Raw genomic sequence first — 14,604 nt, forward strand, 5'->3', positions numbered from 1 at the left:
GACACCTACCAGAGCAAAACGCCGTTCCGACAGACCACGGGAAACCGTCGAAGGTGGGGTGGGTCCGGTGGCGGGGGCGTGAGCCGCATGGATGCGGCGACCGAGCTTACATGGACGTACTTGCAGCGTCCCCCGCCACCGGACCCACCCCGCCATTCCCCAGGAAACCAGCTTTTGCCGTTGCTCTGGCGTTTGCCGTTGCTCCTGCCTTTGCGGGTGCAGGGCGCAGCCCTGCCGAACCCCCAAGCCCCGTACTTGCAACGGTCATCAACCCGGTCCACACTTCGTTGCCGATCTGAAGACGGCAACGATGACCCACAAGATCCCGCTGTTGATCGACACCGACCCCGGTGTGGACGACGCCCTGGCCCTGCTGATGGCCTTCGCCGATGAACGGCACGACGTGGTCGCCCTGACCATCGCCGCCGGCAATGTCGGCCTCGACTACACCGTCCGCAACGCCCTCAAGCTCTGCGACATCGTCGGCCGCACCGATGTGCCGGTGTTCGCAGGCAGCCCCGATCCGCTGATCCACCCCTCGATGGACGCTGCCCACGTGCATGGCCGTGATGGCTATGGCGACGTGGACCTGCCGCCGCCCAGCCGCCAGGCCGAGGCCGAGCACGCCGCGCTCGCCATCCTGCGCCTGTCGCACCAGCATGCCGGCGAGCTGATGCTGGTCATGCTCGGCCCGCTGACCAACCTCGCGCTGGCACTGAAGCTGGACCCGACCCTGCCCCAGCGCATCAAGCGCATCGTGGTGATGGGCGGCGCGGTCACCTGTCACGGCAACATCACCCCGGCCGCCGAATTCAACATCGCCTTCGATCCGGAAGCCGCGCATGTGGTGTTCACCTCGTTCAAGCACCTGCTGGTGTCGGACTGGGAAGCCACCGTCGCCCACGGCCTGCCGCTGGAGCAGGCGGAGCAGTGGCTGCAGGCCGATTCCGACCGTGCCCGCTTCTACGAGCTGATCTCGCGCAAGACCCGCGCGCTGTCCGAAGACGCCAAGGGTGGCCGCTGGTACACCGCCGATGCGGTGGCCATGGCCTGGGCGCTGAACCCGGAAGGCCAGCTGCAGGTGGAATCGCGTCCGCTGAACGTGGAGCTGAACGGTACGTTCAGCCGCGGTGCCACCATCGTCGACTGGAACCGCCAGACTGGCCAGCCGGACAACTGCGACCTGCTGATGGCCTACGACCAGGCGCGTTTCGAGGCCCTGGTCCGCCAGGCGCTGGGCGCGAACTGAGCCCGATGTGCAAACACCGGTTGCTCCGCGCGGCAACCGGTGTTTATAATGCCGCTCTTGACCACCAGCCCATTTACGGTGTGAGCCCATGAAGGCCGATATCCATCCGAACTACCGCGACGTCGTCTTCGAAGACGTCACTTCCGATTTCAAGATCCTGACCCGCTCCACCATGGCGACCAAGGAAACCACCACCTGGACCGACGGTAATGAATACCCGCTGGTCAAGGTCGAAATTTCCTCGGCTTCGCACCCGTTCTACACGGGCAAGCACAAGGTGATCGACACCTCGGGCCGTATCGACAAGTTCCAGAAGCGCTACGCGCGCTGATCCGTCGATCCAGCTTCGAACCGACGGCCGCGCTTTGCGCGGCCGTTTGTTTTTGTCCGGCGCCCACCCAACGGGCGTTTGGAATGGCGGAACAGACCGTTCAGGGAATGGCATCTTTGCCCATCAAGGCCGCTTGCTGGCAGGGTTCCTCCTGCCCGTCGTCTACGACTTCCGTCTAGCACCCGACAAATGCTGCTGTGCGATAATGACCTGATCCCCGGCACAGGCCGAGGACGTCATTCACGTGCCTGACCAATGCGCTTGGGCAGGCGCCTTCCCATGAAGGAGCGCACACAGTGTCCGATCTTGATCAGGTCACGCTCAACGCCGGCGAAAAGTCGGTCGTTCTGCCCGTCATCAAACCCACCCTTGGCAACGACTGCGTCGACATTGCGAAGCTGACCAAGGAAACGGGGTATTTCACCTACGATTCCGGCTTCACCGCCACGGCCAGCTGCAAGTCCGCCATCACCTACATCGATGGCGACAAGGGCGTGCTGCTGTACCGCGGCTACCCGATCGAACAGCTGTCGGAAAAGTCGAGCTACGTCGAAGTGGCCTACCTGCTGATCAACGGCGAGCGCCCGAGCGCCGAGCAGCTGAAGGCCTTCACCGATGAGCTGGCTGCCGAAGCCAACGTCGATCCGTCGATCAACACGCTGATCGGCAGCTTCGCCAAGGATGCCCACCCGATGGCCATCCTGACCGCCGCCATCGCGCAGCTGTCGGGCATCTACCACGACTCGCTGGACCTGTCCGACGCCGAACAGCGCCGCCAGGCCGCTGTGCGCCTGATCGCCAAGGTGCCGACCCTGTCGGCGCTGATCTACCGCCACGGCAAGGGCCTGCCGGCCAACAAGCCGGACACCTCGCTGGATTACGTCAGCCGCTTCCTGAAGCAGACCTTCGAGTCGGCCGATGGCCAGTACGATCTGAACCCGGACGTGGTCAAGGCGCTGGACCTGCTGTTCATCCTGCACGCCGACCACGAGCAGAACGCCTCGACCTCGACCGTGCGCCTGGTCGGTTCGACCGGTGCCAACCCGTATGCGTCGGTCGCCGCTGGCGTCACCGCGCTGTGGGGTCCGGCCCACGGCGGTGCCAACGAAGCCGTGCTGAAGATGCTGGAAGAGATCGGCACCGCCGACAACGTCGAGTCCGCCGTGGTCAAGGCCAAGGACAAGACCTCCGGCTTCCGCCTGATGGGCTTCGGCCACCGCGTCTACAAGAACTTCGATCCGCGCGCCAAGGTCATCGGTGAGATGACCGGCAAGGTGCTCAAGCAGCTGGGCGTGCAGGATCCGCTGCTGGACGTGGCCGTGAAGCTGGAACAGGCCGCGCTGCAGGACGAGTACTTCGTCGCCCGCAAGCTGTACCCGAACGTCGATTTCTACAGCGGCATCATCTACAAGGCGCTGCAGATCCCGACCGAAATGTTCACCGTCATGTTCGCCCTCGGCCGTACCTCCGGCTGGGTGTCGCATTGGCTGGAACAGCAGGTCGATCCGGAAATGAAGATCGGCCGTCCGCGCCAGGTCTACACCGGCGCAGACGTGCGCGATTACCAGGGCTGATTGCCCGCGGTAAGCCGTGATGAGAACGCCCCGCATCGCGGGGCGTTTTTTTTTTTGCGTCGCGCATGGTGGGTGCCAACCTTGGTTGGCACGCTTGGGGCCTTCGCGAAAAACCATCCACGCATGGCGTGGATCTACTGACGCGCTCATCGATCCACGCATGCATGCCCTCGGCGCCGGCACCGTCCCCGGTAGCGCCGGGCCATGACCGGCGGCTCTTGCCCTGGTAGATGCCAACCTTGGTTGGCACGCCTTTCGCGCAGACCCGCCCGCGCCAAGACCGCGTGATTCAAGGGTCTCGCCAGCTTCACAACGGCACGCGCAGCCTCAGGACGCACGCTGCACCCGCAGCACCCGATACGGAGCGTCCACCCCATGAGTACCCGATTCGACCCACCCGAGCGCGGCCCGCTCGGCGCCGACGTCGCCACCGTCGTCACTGCACCCATCGTCGCACCGCCCAGCGAAAGCGCGGTGTCGTGGGGTGCGATCTTCGCCGGTGCCGCTGCGGCGGCCGCGCTGTCCCTGGTGCTGCTGATCCTCGGCGTCGGGTTGGGCTTGTCCTCGGTGTCACCGTGGTCGTTCGAAGGCGTCAGCAAGGAAACCTTCGGTTGGTCCAGCGTCATCTGGCTCACCTTCACCGCGCTGGCCGCTTCCGGCCTGGGTGGCTACCTGGCCGGCCGCCTGCGCACCAAGTGGACGCAGATCCACGGCGATGAAACCTACTTCCGCGATACCGCCCACGGCTTCGTCTCATGGGCCGTGGCCACGCTGCTGACCGCCGGCCTGCTGACCTCGGCCATCGGTGGGGTGCTGGGCGCCGGTGCAAAGGTGGCGGGCGCCACCGCAGGTGCCGCAGCGTCCACCGCAGGCGTCGCCGCTGCGGGCGCCGGCAGTGCCGCTGCCGCCGCGCCGGACGGTGATCTCAACTACTGGGTTGATTCGCTGTTCCGCAGCGCGACCCAGCCGGGTCCGGAGGCCGCCGCTGCGCCGCCGGCTCCGCCAGCACCGGGCGCTGCCCCGGGCAATGCGCCCATGGGCCCGGCCGCAGCGCCGCCGCCGCCGCGTCCGATGCCGGGCAACGGGCCGATGGGTGACCGCCGCGAAGTGCGTGCCGAAGTGAGCCGCATCATCATCAACAGCCTGCAGGGCGATGGACTGGATCCGGCCGACACCCAGTACGTGTCGCAGCTGATCGCACGCGAAACCGGCATGAGTCCGGCCGAAGCGCAGGCGCGCGTGACCGACGTGCAGACGCGCATGCGGGCTGCGCTGGAAAAAGCCAAGAACACCGCCAAGCAGACCGCCGACGATGCCCGCAAGGCAACGGCGTACGCCGCACTGTGGTTGTTCATCACCCTGCTGATCGGCGCGTTCTTCGCCAGCCTCAGCGCCACCTGGGGCGGCCGCCGCCGCGACCTGTAACCCGTATTCCATGCAAGGAGACCTGACATGAAAATGATCCTGCTCTGGCTGTTGGGCGTGCCGATTCCGCTGTTGATCCTGTACGCGATCTTCTTCTGATAGTGCGCATTCGAATGATCTGGACATCAGGCCGCCGAAGGGCGGCCTGATGTGTTTACCGCTGCTGCTGGGCGTCCCCGCCGATGTAGGCGGTGATCTCTGCTTCGGCGAGCAGCTGCCGCAACTGGGCGATGGAGGCGCGTCGCATCGGCTTCTCATCCACCGGTGACAGCGGTGCCTGGCGCAGTGCGTCGTAGGGCAGTACGGCCAGATCGAAGGTCAGCTCCTCGGCACTGAACACCCACACCGGTACGTCCAGACTGCGTTCGCGATCCAGGCGCAGCCGCCGCACGCGCGATTCGGCGGGGATGCCGTGCTCGTCCAGGAAGCGGTGCACGGCTTCCGGATCATCGCTGTGCAGGTGCAGCTGCACGGGGCTGTTGGCATCGGCGGTGCCGTCCAGCACCGGCCCGACCAGGCGCGGGGCGAACCCATGCAGGAATTCCAGCGCACGCACGGCAGCTTCGCGGCGGCGCTGCAGGTCGTTGCCGTGCTCTGGTCCGGAAAACAGGCGCTGGTACTCGCGCAGGGCGTCTTCGATCTCGACGTTGCGGGGCAGGGAGGCATCGTCGTGGATGCCGAGCCGGCTGGCGGCCTTCAACTTGGCCTGGTGGTAGTCGCGGATGCCGCCTTCGGCCATGAGGCGGGCGGCTTCGTGGGCGAGGCGGTGGCGCCGCTCGCGGGTCTGGCTGGCAGCATGCTGACGTGCCCGATGCATGCAAAGACTCCTGATGCGACCTGGGTGCAGGGTAGCGCAGGGATGTGACACCTGCGTGGGGGTGGGCGTAGGTAGCGGCCAACCTTGGTTGGCCATCGTTGAGAGCGCCAACCGAGGTTGGCACCTACCAGAGCCATCGTGCCAACCAAGGTTGGCATCTACCGGTAGCGCCGGGCCATGCCCGGTGGATGCCAAAGTGCCAACCAACGGTTGGCACCCACCACTACCTGCCTCAGAAGATGTCGAACGCGGCCGCGTCAGCCTGCGGGGTGTTCTGCAGGTTGAGGTCGTAGTCGGTCAGGCGGTCCATGTCTTCCACCTTCACCCACTCCACGGCGCCATTGAGCGTGGCCTGGACCATGCCGGCCGGCGGTTCGTTCTCGGCCAGCGGCACGTCCTTCAGGGCGACGCGCATGTAGTCGATCCAGATCGGCAGGGCGGCCTTGCCACCGTATTCGCGGTAGCCCAGCGAGCGGAAGTCGTCGCGGCCCACCCACACGGTGGTGACGTACGGGCCGCCGAAGCCGGAGAACCACGCATCGCGATGGTCGTTGGTCGAACCGGTCTTGCCACCCAGGTCGGCGCGGCCGAGCACCTTGGCGGCGGTACCGGTACCGCGCTGGACCACGTCGCGCATCATCGACACCAGCTGGTAGGCGGTGCGGGCGTCGATCGCGCGCGGGGCGGTGCGGGCGTCCGGGTTGGCCGGCGCGGCCGGGGCCTCGGTAGCCGGCTTGGCCGCGGCGGTGGCATCGGGCTTGGGTGCCGGGGCACCGAAGTTGAAGCCATCCACCACCTGGTTCACCGGCTGGTCGCTGGTGCCGGCGCACTCGCGGCAGGCCAGGGCCGGGTTCTCCTTGAACACCAGCGTGCCGTCGCGGTCGCTGACCTGGTCGATCAGCCAGGTGTCCACGCGCGAGCCGCCGTTGGCGAACACGGCGTAGCCGCGGGCCACCGACAGTGGCGTCAGCGAAGCGGTACCCAGCGACATCGACAGGTTCGGCGGCAGCTCCGATTCGGCAAAGCCAAACTCGCTGATGTACTTGCGCGCGTAGTCCACGCCCATGCCATCGAGCAGGCGCACCGAAACCAGGTTGCGCGACTGCACCAGGGCCTCGCGCAGGCGCATCGGGCCACGGAAGCCGCCGCCGTCGTTCTGCGGGGCCCAGGTCTTGCCGCGGCGGTCGCGGAACACGACCGGGGCGTCGAGCACGATCGAGGCCGGGTTGTAGCCCTTGTCGAAGGCGGCCGCATAGACGAACGGCTTGAAGCTCGAACCCGGCTGGCGGCGTGCCTGGGTGGCACGGTTGAACTTGTTGCCGGAGAAGCTGAAGCCGCCGACCAGGGCCTTCAGGGCGCCACTGTGGGCATCCAGGGAGACCAGGGCGGACTGGCCGCGCGGGATCTGGTCCAGCAGCCACTCGCCTTCCTTGGCCCCGGCACGCACGCGCACGATGTCGCCGCGCTGCACCAGCTTGCCCGGGGTCTTGTTGGTCCACTTGGCGGCGGCGGCCGGCAGCACGACCTCGCTGCGGTTGGCCATGACCACCGTGGCACTGCCGTCGGCGCCGGTGCTGGCGACGATGGCCGGCAGCAGGCCGGCCTGGCCGGGGATGCCGCGCAGGTGCTCGGCCAGGGCGGCAGCGTCATCCGCGGCGCCCAGCTGCACCTGCTTTTCCACGCCGTGCCAGCCGTGGCGGTGGTCATACAGCAGCAGGCCGTCACGCACGGCCACGTTGGCCGATTCCTGCAGGGTGGAATCGATCGTCGTAGTGACGTGATAGCCCTTGTTGACCACGTCGCCGCCGAAGCGGGCGATCATTTCCTGGCGCACCAGCTCGGCCACGTAAGGGGCATACACCTGCACCGGCGGCTCATGCGGGGTGGCATGCATCGGCACCGCCTTGGCGGCGTCCGCTTCGGCCTGGCTGACGAACTTCAGGTCCGCCATGCGCTGCAGCACGTAGTTGTCGCGGCGCTGGCGGGCACGCTCCGGGTTGGAGATCGGGTTGCCCGAGGAGGGGAACTTGGGGATGCCGGCCAGCGAGGCCATCTCGTCCAGGTCCAGCTCGTTCAGCTTCTTGCCGTAGTAGAACTCGGCGGCCGCGGCCACGCCGTAGGCACGGTTGCCGAAGAAACTCTTGTTCAGGTACAGCTCGAAGATCTCGTCCTTGCTCAGCTCCGACTCGATCTTGCGGGCCAGCAGGATCTCGGCCAGCTTGCGGGTGTAGCTGTATTCGGAACTCAGGAAGAACTGGCGGGCGACCTGCTGGGTGATGGTCGAGCCACCCGGCACGCGGCGGTCGCTGGTGGTGGCCAGCAGCCAGACCGCGCGGGCGATGCCCTTGTAGTCCACGCCGCCGTGCTCATAGAAGCGGGCGTCCTCGGTGGCCAGGAAAGCCCTCTTAAGGTTCTCCGGCACGTCCTTCATGGTGATGGGGGTGCGCCGGGTTTCACCGAAGACGGCCATCAGCTTGCCGTCGGCAGCATAGACGTACATCGGCTCCTGCATCTCCACGTCGCGCAGGGTCTGCACGTCGGGAAGCTTGGACGATACGGCGTAGTACAGGCCGCCCACGGCGGCAGCACCGACCAGCGCCAGGACCAGGACAACAACAAAGATCCAGCGCAGCCAGCGGCGGAGACGAGTCATCGGTGTCAGATTCCGATTGCGAATTTCGTGGTCGCAGAGTATAGATTACGCAAGGTGGCGGCTGGGGCCGGCACCGGGGAACGCAAGGGGAATTGCCAGGGGCTGCGTGTTCATCCTGTGAGGGATTTCACAGCAGGGCGGTTGCCATTCGCTAAAAATACGTTATTAATGCGCGGACGCAGATCCTGTGTCCAAGTGCCCGTCGGCAGGGGAGAAACCGTGGGGCTCATCCCAAAAAGTCAGTCGCCGCTCATTGGCGTCGACATCAGTTCGACTGCGGTAAAGCTGTTGCAGCTTTCCCGCAGTGGCAACCGTTTCCGCGTGGAACACTACGCCGTGGAACCGTTGCCGCCGAATGCTGTGGTTGAAAAGAACATCGTCGAAGTGGAGGCCGTGGGTGAGGCCATCCGCCGGGCGATGAACCGTTCCGGAAGCAAGGCCAAGCTGGCCGCTGCCGCCGTGGCCGGTTCGGCGGTGATCACCAAGGTGATCCCGATGCCGGCCGACCTCGACGAAGCCGACATGGAAGCCCAGATCGAGCTGGAAGCGGTCAACTACATTCCGTACCCGATCGAGGAAGTGAACCTGGACTTCGAGGTGATCGGGGCGATCCCGAACAACCCGGAAATGGTCCAGGTGCTGCTGGCTGCCTCGCGCTCGGAGAACGTCGAGCTGCGCCAGTCGGCGCTGGAGCTGGGCGGCCTGCAGGCCAAGGTGATGGACGTGGAGGCCTTCGCGGTCGAGAACGCCTTCGCCCTGGTGGCCAGCGAGCTGCCGGTGTCCCATGACGGCGTGGTCGCCCTGGTCGACATCGGCGCGACCATGACCACCCTCAACGTCCTGCGCGGCGGCCGCAGCCTGTACAGCCGCGAACAGGTGTTCGGCGGCAAGCAGCTGACCGACGAGATCATGCGCCGCTACGGCCTGAGCTACGAGGAAGCCGGCCTGGCCAAGCGCCAGGGCGGGCTGCCGGAAAGCTACGAAGTGGAAGTGCTGGAACCCTTCAAGGAGGCGACGGTCCAGCAGATCAGCCGCCTGCTGCAGTTCTTTTACGCGGGCAGTGAATTCAACCGTGTCGACCACATCGTGCTGGCGGGCGGTTGCGCCGCGCTGGCCGGTCTGCCGGAAATGGTCGAAGAACAGCTGGGCGTGCCGACCGTGGTCGCCAACCCGCTGGCACAGATGACCCTGGGCCCGAAGGTGCAGGCGCAGGCGCTTGCCCAGGATGCCCCCGCGCTGATGATCGCTACCGGTCTGGCACTGAGGAGCTTCGACTGATGGCACGCATCAATCTATTGCCCTGGCGCGCCGAACGGCGCAAGCAACGCCAGCGCGAGTTCGGCGTCATGCTCGGCATGGCCGCGCTCGGTGGCCTGCTGCTGTCCCTGTTGATCTGGTTCTATTACGACATGCAGGTCAGCGGCCAGCAGGATCGCAACGCCTACCTGCAGACCGAGATCGAGAAGGTCAAGAAGCAGAACGAGGAGATCAAGCGCCTCGACGAGCAGAAGAACCGCCTGTTGGCCCGCAAGGCCGTCATCGAGCAGCTGCAGGCCAAGCGTTCGCAGATGGTCCATCTGTTCGACGCCCTGGTCCGCACGATCCCCGATGGCGTCGTGCTCACCGCCCTGACCCAGGACGGTGACATGCTCACCCTGGAAGGCCGGACCCAGTCCAATGCACGCGTTTCGGCGTACATGCGCAACCTGGAAGTGTCCGGCTGGATGACCAGCCCGGAACTGTCGATCATCGAAGCCAGCGCGCCGGACAAGGAGTCGAGCCAGGGGAACCTGCTGGCTGACGTCAAGGCCCTGCCGTACAAGTTCAAGGTGACGGTGAAACTGCCGGCGCAGAGCGATGAGTCGACCACGCCAGGCCTGAACGCCGATGGTTCGGTCGCGGCACCGGGTGCTGCGGCTCCGGCGGTCGCGCCGCTGGCGGCTGGCGCCGATGCCGCTTCGGCCGCCCCGGCACCTGCCCAGCCCGGCGCAGCCCCGACGCCGCCGCCGGCACCGGCTGCCCCCGCGAAGGCACCGGCTGCCCAGCCCGCTCCGGCAGCACCGGCAGCTACCCCGGCGGCCCCGCCCAAGCCTGAAGGGAGCCGACTGGCCCAACCGCCGCAGGCCTTCCATGCCCCGTTGCAGGGGGACCGCGCATGAGCAAGAAATTCGACGTCAAGAGCCTGGATTTCAACGACATCGGCAACTGGCCGCGGAACGCGAAGATCGTGTTCTGCGCGCTGATCGCCCTGGTCATCATGTTCGTCGCGTACATGCTGCTGATCAGCGGCAAGCGCGAGGAGCTGGAGGGCCTGGAGTCACAGGAAGCCACCCTGCGTGACCAGTTCAGCAAGGAACAGGCGCGCGCGGTGAACCTGGAGCCGCTCAAGCAGCAGCTGGCGCAGATGGAGCAGGTCCTGCAGCAGATGCTCCGGCAGCTGCCCAGCAAGACCGAGATGCCGGACCTGATCATCGACATCTCGCAGACCGCGCTGTCCAGCGGCCTGACCAACCAGTTGTTCGAGCCGGAACAGGAACAGGTCAAGGAGTTCTACGCCGAGAAGCCGATCAAGCTGAAGATGGTGGGCAGCTACCACCAGTTCGGCGCGTTCGTCAGTGGCGTGGCCTCGTTGCCGCGCGTGGTCATCCTGACCATGCACGACATCAACCTGAAGCCTGTCGACAAGGCCAACGGCAACAGCCGTGCCGGTGCGCTGGAGCTGTCCGGTACGGTCAAGACCTACCGTTACCTGGATGATGCCGAGGTCGCCGAACAGCAGCAGCTTGAAGCCGGCAAGGAGGCGCAGCCGTGATCCGTTCCTTCATTGCACGAGGCGGCATGGCCCTGGCGGTGTTGATGCTGGCCGGCTGTGGCCGCGGCGTCACCAGCACGCCGGGCGACGCGCCCAACCTTGAAACCTGGGTCGCCAGCGAACGTGCACGACCGGCGCAGCCGCTGGAGCCGCTGCCGGTGATGCAGCAGTTCGAGACCTTCGAATACTCCGCGCAGGGCATGCGCGATCCGTTCACCGATGCCTGGACCAATCCGCAGCAGGGGGCTGGCGGAACCCGTCCGGATCCGAACCGGCGCAAGGAGCCGCTTGAAGGCTTCCCGCTGGATGCGCTGGACATGGTGGGCACCATCGGTACCGGAGGCGGCACGGTCGCCCTGGTGATGGGGCCCGACAAGGTGACCTACCGGGTGCGCCCGGGTGGATACCTTGGGCAGAGCGACGGGCGGGTCACCGCGGTCTACGAAGACCGCGTGGAACTGATCGAACTTGTGCCGGACGGCGCGGGGGGCTGGCTGGAACGTCCGGCCACGCTCGCGCTCGATGATCAATGATCGTTTACTGGGGATAGCACGATGACTTTTCACCAAGCCAAGGGGCTGCGACCCATCCGGCGCTCTACCTTGAACCGCATCAGCGCGCTGGGAGTCGCGCTGATGCTGGCCTGCGCTCCGGCGCTGGCTGCCGCACCGGCTGAAAAGCCGGCCAGCACCGCCGTTGCAGCGCAGGCCACCGCGCCGGCATCGCTGGCGGTGCAGCGGATCGATTTCAAACGCGGCGAAGACGGCAGCGGCCGCCTGATCGTCGAGTTCGACGGCCAGGGCGCGATCCCTGACCTGCGGACGCAGGACAACAGCGTGGTGGTCGACGTCGGCAATGCCCGGCTGCCGGCCAACCTGCAGAAGCCGATGAACGTCACCGACTTCGCCACGCCGGTGCAGCGCATCGACGCCAAGCCGTCCGGCGCAGGCACCCAGCTGGTGCTGAGCACTGGCGGCGCGGTTGAATCGCTGGCCTACCAGAGTGGCAACGAGTACGTGGTGGAGATCAGTGCCCGCAAGGCACCGGCCGCCGTCGGTGCCGTCACCGCAGGCAGCGTCACCCAGGCCGCCAAGGGCGTGCCGCAGCGTGGCTACAGCGGCAAGCCGGTGACCTTCAACTTCCAGGACGTGCCGGTGCGCACCGTGCTGCAGTTGATCGCCGAAGAATCCAACCTGAATGTCGTGGCGTCCGATTCGGTGCAGGGCAATGTGACCCTGCGCCTGGTCAACGTGCCGTGGGACCAGGCACTGGACATCGTGCTGCGCGCCAAGGGCATGGACAAGCGCCAGGATGGCAGCGTGATCTGGGTCGCGCCGCAGGCCGAGCTGGCCAAGTTCGAGCAGGAAAAGGAAGACGCACGCATCGCCATCGAGAACCGCGAGGATCTGGTGACCGATTACGTGCAGATCAACTACCACAGCGCCTCGCAGATCTTCAAAGCGCTGACCGAAGCCAAGGGCATCGGTGGCGGTGGTGGTGGCAGTGGTGGCAGCAGCTCCAGCAATGAAGAGAGCGGCTTCCTGTCCTCGCGCGGCCGCATCGTGGCCGACGAGCGCACCAACACCCTGATGATCAGCGACATCCCGAAGAAGATCGCGCGCATGCGTGAGCTGATCAACGTGATCGACCGCCCGGTCGACCAGGTGCTGATCGAGAGCCGCATCGTCATCGCCACCGATACCTTCGCCCGCGAGCTGGGTGCGAAGTTCGGCATCAGCGGCAGCCGCGACAATGTGTTCTTCGGCGGCAACGTGGCCCAGAACCACAATACGCTCAACTCGCAGGTCGACACCAACGCAGCCAACGCCAATGCCGTGCGTGACTGGATCATTGGCGGCAGCGTCGGCCCCGCCCCGGTTCCGACTGCCTCGAAGATTGGCGACGGCCTCAACTGGAACCTGCCGGTGGCCTCCACCAGCAACCCGGGTTCGCTGGCACTGTCGATCCTCAACGCGGGCTACCTGCTGGACGTCGAACTGTCGGCCATGCAGGAAGAGTCGCGTGGTGAAGTGATCTCCAACCCGCGCGTGGTGACCACCAACCAGCGCGAGGCCCTGATCAAGCAGGGTAAGGAAATCGGCTACGTGACCATCAGCGGCGGCGGTGCCGCCGGCGGTGCCGCCACCCCGAACGTGCAGTTCAAGGAAGTGGTGCTGCAGCTGAAGGTCACTCCGACCATCACCGACGACAACCGTGTGTTCCTGAACATGGAGGTCAAGAAGGACGAAGTGCAGCGCTACATCACCCTGGCCGGTTACGGTGAAATCCCGGAAATCAACCGCCGCGAAGTCAACACCGCCGTGCTGGTGGAAGACGGCCAGACCGTGGTGATCGGTGGCGTGTACGAGTTCACCGACCGCAGCAGCGTCAGCAAGGTGCCGTTCCTGGGCGACGTGCCGTTCCTGGGCAACCTGTTCAAGAAGCGTGGCCGCAACAAGGACAAGGCCGAACTGCTGGTGTTCGTGACCCCGAAGGTGCTGCGCGTGGCCAAGAAGAGCTGAGCCAGCCATCACACGCTGTTCGAACCGGGGCCGCCATGTGCGGCCCCGGTTCGTTGTGGCGCCACGCCCTGCGCGGATGGCCATTCATCCGTCCTTGATCCAATCCCGGGACCGGCCTGCGATGATGTGGGGAACCCGTGCCACCCCGCGCCGGTCAAAGGCCCCCATGAACCTGCCACCGCCGATGCCCGATTCGTCGAACGCGCCGCCTGACGCGCCAGCCACCGCGCCGCCCGCGCAGACCCCCTCGCAGCTGCATGCGGCCTTCATCGGCCTGCGTGACGCCCTGTCGGCCGAGATCGTCGGCCAGGCCGCGCTGGTCGAGCGCCTGCTGATCGCCTTGCTGGCTGATGGCCACCTGCTGGTCGAGGGCGCCCCCGGCCTGGCCAAGACCACCGCCATCCGCGCGCTGGCCTCGCGCCTGGAAGCCGATTTCGCCCGCGTCCAGTTCACCCCGGACCTGCTGCCGGCCGACCTGACCGGTACCGAGATCTGGCGCCCGCAGGAAGGCCGCTTCGAATTCGTGCCGGGCCCGATCTTCCATCCGATCCTGCTGGCCGATGAAATCAACCGCGCCCCGGCCAAGGTGCAGTCGGCCCTGCTGGAAGCGATGGGCGAGCGCCAGGTCACTGTCGGCCGGCATACCTATGCGCTGCCGTCGCTGTTCCTGGTGATGGCCACGCAGAACCCGATCGAGCAGGAGGGTACGTTCCCGCTGCCCGAGGCGCAGCTGGACCGCTTCCTGATGCATGTGCGGATCGGCTATCCCGACCAGGCCGCTGAATCGGAGATCCTGCGCCTGGCCCGCGAGCGCGCACGTGGCGCCCTCGGCGACGCGGCGCCCGCACCGGAAAAGCTGCCGATGCAGGTGGTCTTCGACGCCCGCCGCGAAGTGCTGGACCTGCACATGGCGCCGGCGCTGGAGCGTTACCTGATCGAGCTGGTGCTGGCCTCGCGCGATCCGTCGCGCTATGACGCCGGCCTCGGCCGCCGCATCGCCTGGGGCGCAAGCCCGCGCGGCTCGATCGCGCTGGAGCGCTGCGCGCGAGCACGGGCCTGGCTGGCCGGTCGTGACTTCGTCACCCCCGATGACGTGCGCGCCGTGGCCGCCGATGTGCTGCGCCACCGCGTGCTGCCCAGCTACGAAGCCACTGCCGAAGGCTGGGATGGCGAGCGCCTGGTGCAGGAACTGCTGGCCCGCGTGCCGGCACCCTGAGCCTG

12 protein-coding genes are annotated in these 14,604 nt (G+C 66.6%); 10 read left to right on the plus strand and 2 right to left on the minus strand.

Annotation, left to right across the window (positions count from 1 at the left end):
* The first annotated feature begins 310 nt into the window (after window positions 1-310).
* From C1926_RS20220 to C1926_RS20235, 4 genes are all read left to right on the plus strand, one after another.
* Window positions 311-1,249: a nucleoside hydrolase gene (locus tag C1926_RS20220; RefSeq protein ID WP_108760441.1), complete on the plus strand. Its 939-nt coding sequence runs from the start codon at window positions 311-313 to the stop codon at window positions 1,247-1,249.
* An 88-nt stretch (window positions 1,250-1,337) separates the two neighbouring features.
* Complete coding sequence (locus tag C1926_RS20225; RefSeq protein WP_079223041.1) at window positions 1,338-1,580, plus strand: type B 50S ribosomal protein L31; 243 nt, start codon at window positions 1,338-1,340, stop codon at window positions 1,578-1,580.
* A gap of 296 nt (window positions 1,581-1,876) precedes the next feature.
* Complete coding sequence (locus C1926_RS20230) at window positions 1,877-3,154, plus strand: citrate synthase (RefSeq protein ID WP_108760442.1); 1,278 nt, start codon at window positions 1,877-1,879, stop codon at window positions 3,152-3,154.
* Window positions 3,155-3,529: 375 nt separating this feature from the next.
* On the plus strand, window positions 3,530-4,579 hold the full coding sequence (locus C1926_RS20235; RefSeq protein WP_108760443.1) for a hypothetical protein: 1,050 nt from the start codon (window positions 3,530-3,532) through the stop codon (window positions 4,577-4,579).
* Window positions 4,580-4,733: 154 nt separating this feature from the next.
* Here C1926_RS20235 and C1926_RS20240 read toward each other — a convergent pair whose 3' ends face one another.
* Both C1926_RS20240 and C1926_RS20245 read right to left on the minus strand, forming a co-directional pair.
* Window positions 4,734-5,396: a hypothetical protein gene (locus C1926_RS20240; protein WP_108760444.1), complete on the minus strand. Its 663-nt coding sequence runs from the start codon at window positions 5,394-5,396 to the stop codon at window positions 4,734-4,736.
* Between the two features lie 232 nt (window positions 5,397-5,628).
* Window positions 5,629-8,049: a penicillin-binding protein 1A gene (locus C1926_RS20245; protein ID WP_079223037.1), complete on the minus strand. Its 2,421-nt coding sequence runs from the start codon at window positions 8,047-8,049 to the stop codon at window positions 5,629-5,631.
* 219 nt (window positions 8,050-8,268) lie between these two features.
* Between C1926_RS20245 and C1926_RS20250 the strand changes: the two genes are divergently transcribed.
* The 6 genes from C1926_RS20250 (at window position 8,269) to C1926_RS20275 (ending at window position 14,599) form a co-directional block, all read left to right on the plus strand.
* Window positions 8,269-9,327 carry a pilus assembly protein PilM gene (locus C1926_RS20250; protein ID WP_079223036.1) on the plus strand — a complete coding sequence of 353 codons (1,059 nt, stop codon included), beginning with the start codon at window positions 8,269-8,271 and terminating at the stop codon, window positions 9,325-9,327.
* Window positions 9,327-10,208 carry a PilN domain-containing protein gene (locus C1926_RS20255; RefSeq protein ID WP_108747283.1) on the plus strand — a complete coding sequence of 294 codons (882 nt, stop codon included), beginning with the start codon at window positions 9,327-9,329 and terminating at the stop codon, window positions 10,206-10,208. The genes C1926_RS20250 and C1926_RS20255 overlap by 1 nt, the downstream gene beginning before the upstream one ends.
* Window positions 10,205-10,861, plus strand: coding sequence for a type 4a pilus biogenesis protein PilO (gene pilO / locus C1926_RS20260; RefSeq protein WP_108760445.1), 657 nt, complete (start codon window positions 10,205-10,207; stop codon window positions 10,859-10,861). The genes C1926_RS20255 and pilO overlap by 4 nt, the downstream gene beginning before the upstream one ends.
* Before the next feature lie 26 nt (window positions 10,862-10,887).
* Window positions 10,888-11,394 carry a pilus assembly protein PilP gene (locus C1926_RS20265; RefSeq protein WP_079225360.1) on the plus strand — a complete coding sequence of 169 codons (507 nt, stop codon included), beginning with the start codon at window positions 10,888-10,890 and terminating at the stop codon, window positions 11,392-11,394.
* Window positions 11,395-11,415: 21 nt separating this feature from the next.
* On the plus strand, window positions 11,416-13,383 hold the full coding sequence (locus tag C1926_RS20270) for a type IV pilus secretin PilQ family protein (RefSeq protein WP_108760446.1): 1,968 nt from the start codon (window positions 11,416-11,418) through the stop codon (window positions 13,381-13,383).
* A gap of 166 nt (window positions 13,384-13,549) precedes the next feature.
* Window positions 13,550-14,599, plus strand: a complete 1,050-nt coding sequence (locus tag C1926_RS20275; protein ID WP_108760447.1) for a MoxR family ATPase — start codon at window positions 13,550-13,552, stop codon at window positions 14,597-14,599.
* Window positions 14,600-14,604: the final 5 nt, after the last annotated feature.

Origin of the sequence: Stenotrophomonas sp. ZAC14A_NAIMI4_1, from assembly GCF_003086915.1 — a bacterium.
GTDB lineage: Bacteria > Pseudomonadota > Gammaproteobacteria > Xanthomonadales > Xanthomonadaceae > Stenotrophomonas.

Bases quoted from the DNA above. Each gene is read 5' to 3' on its own strand.
- C1926_RS20220 (WP_108760441.1), top strand. From the start codon at position 311: ATGACCCACAAGATCCCGCTGTTGATCGACACCGACCCCGGTGTGGAC.
- C1926_RS20225 (WP_079223041.1), top strand. From the start codon at position 1,338: ATGAAGGCCGATATCCATCCGAACTACCGCGACGTCGTCTTCGAAGAC.
- C1926_RS20235 (WP_108760443.1), top strand. From the start codon at position 3,530: ATGAGTACCCGATTCGACCCACCCGAGCGCGGCCCGCTCGGCGCCGAC.
- C1926_RS20240 (WP_108760444.1), bottom strand. From the start codon at position 5,396: ATGCATCGGGCACGTCAGCATGCTGCCAGCCAGACCCGCGAGCGGCGC.
- C1926_RS20245 (WP_079223037.1), bottom strand. From the start codon at position 8,049: ATGACTCGTCTCCGCCGCTGGCTGCGCTGGATCTTTGTTGTTGTCCTG.
- C1926_RS20255 (WP_108747283.1), top strand. From the start codon at position 9,327: ATGGCACGCATCAATCTATTGCCCTGGCGCGCCGAACGGCGCAAGCAA.
- pilO (WP_108760445.1), top strand. From the start codon at position 10,205: ATGAGCAAGAAATTCGACGTCAAGAGCCTGGATTTCAACGACATCGGC.
- C1926_RS20265 (WP_079225360.1), top strand. From the start codon at position 10,888: ATGGCCCTGGCGGTGTTGATGCTGGCCGGCTGTGGCCGCGGCGTCACC.
- C1926_RS20270 (WP_108760446.1), top strand. From the start codon at position 11,416: ATGACTTTTCACCAAGCCAAGGGGCTGCGACCCATCCGGCGCTCTACC.
- C1926_RS20275 (WP_108760447.1), top strand. From the start codon at position 13,550: ATGAACCTGCCACCGCCGATGCCCGATTCGTCGAACGCGCCGCCTGAC.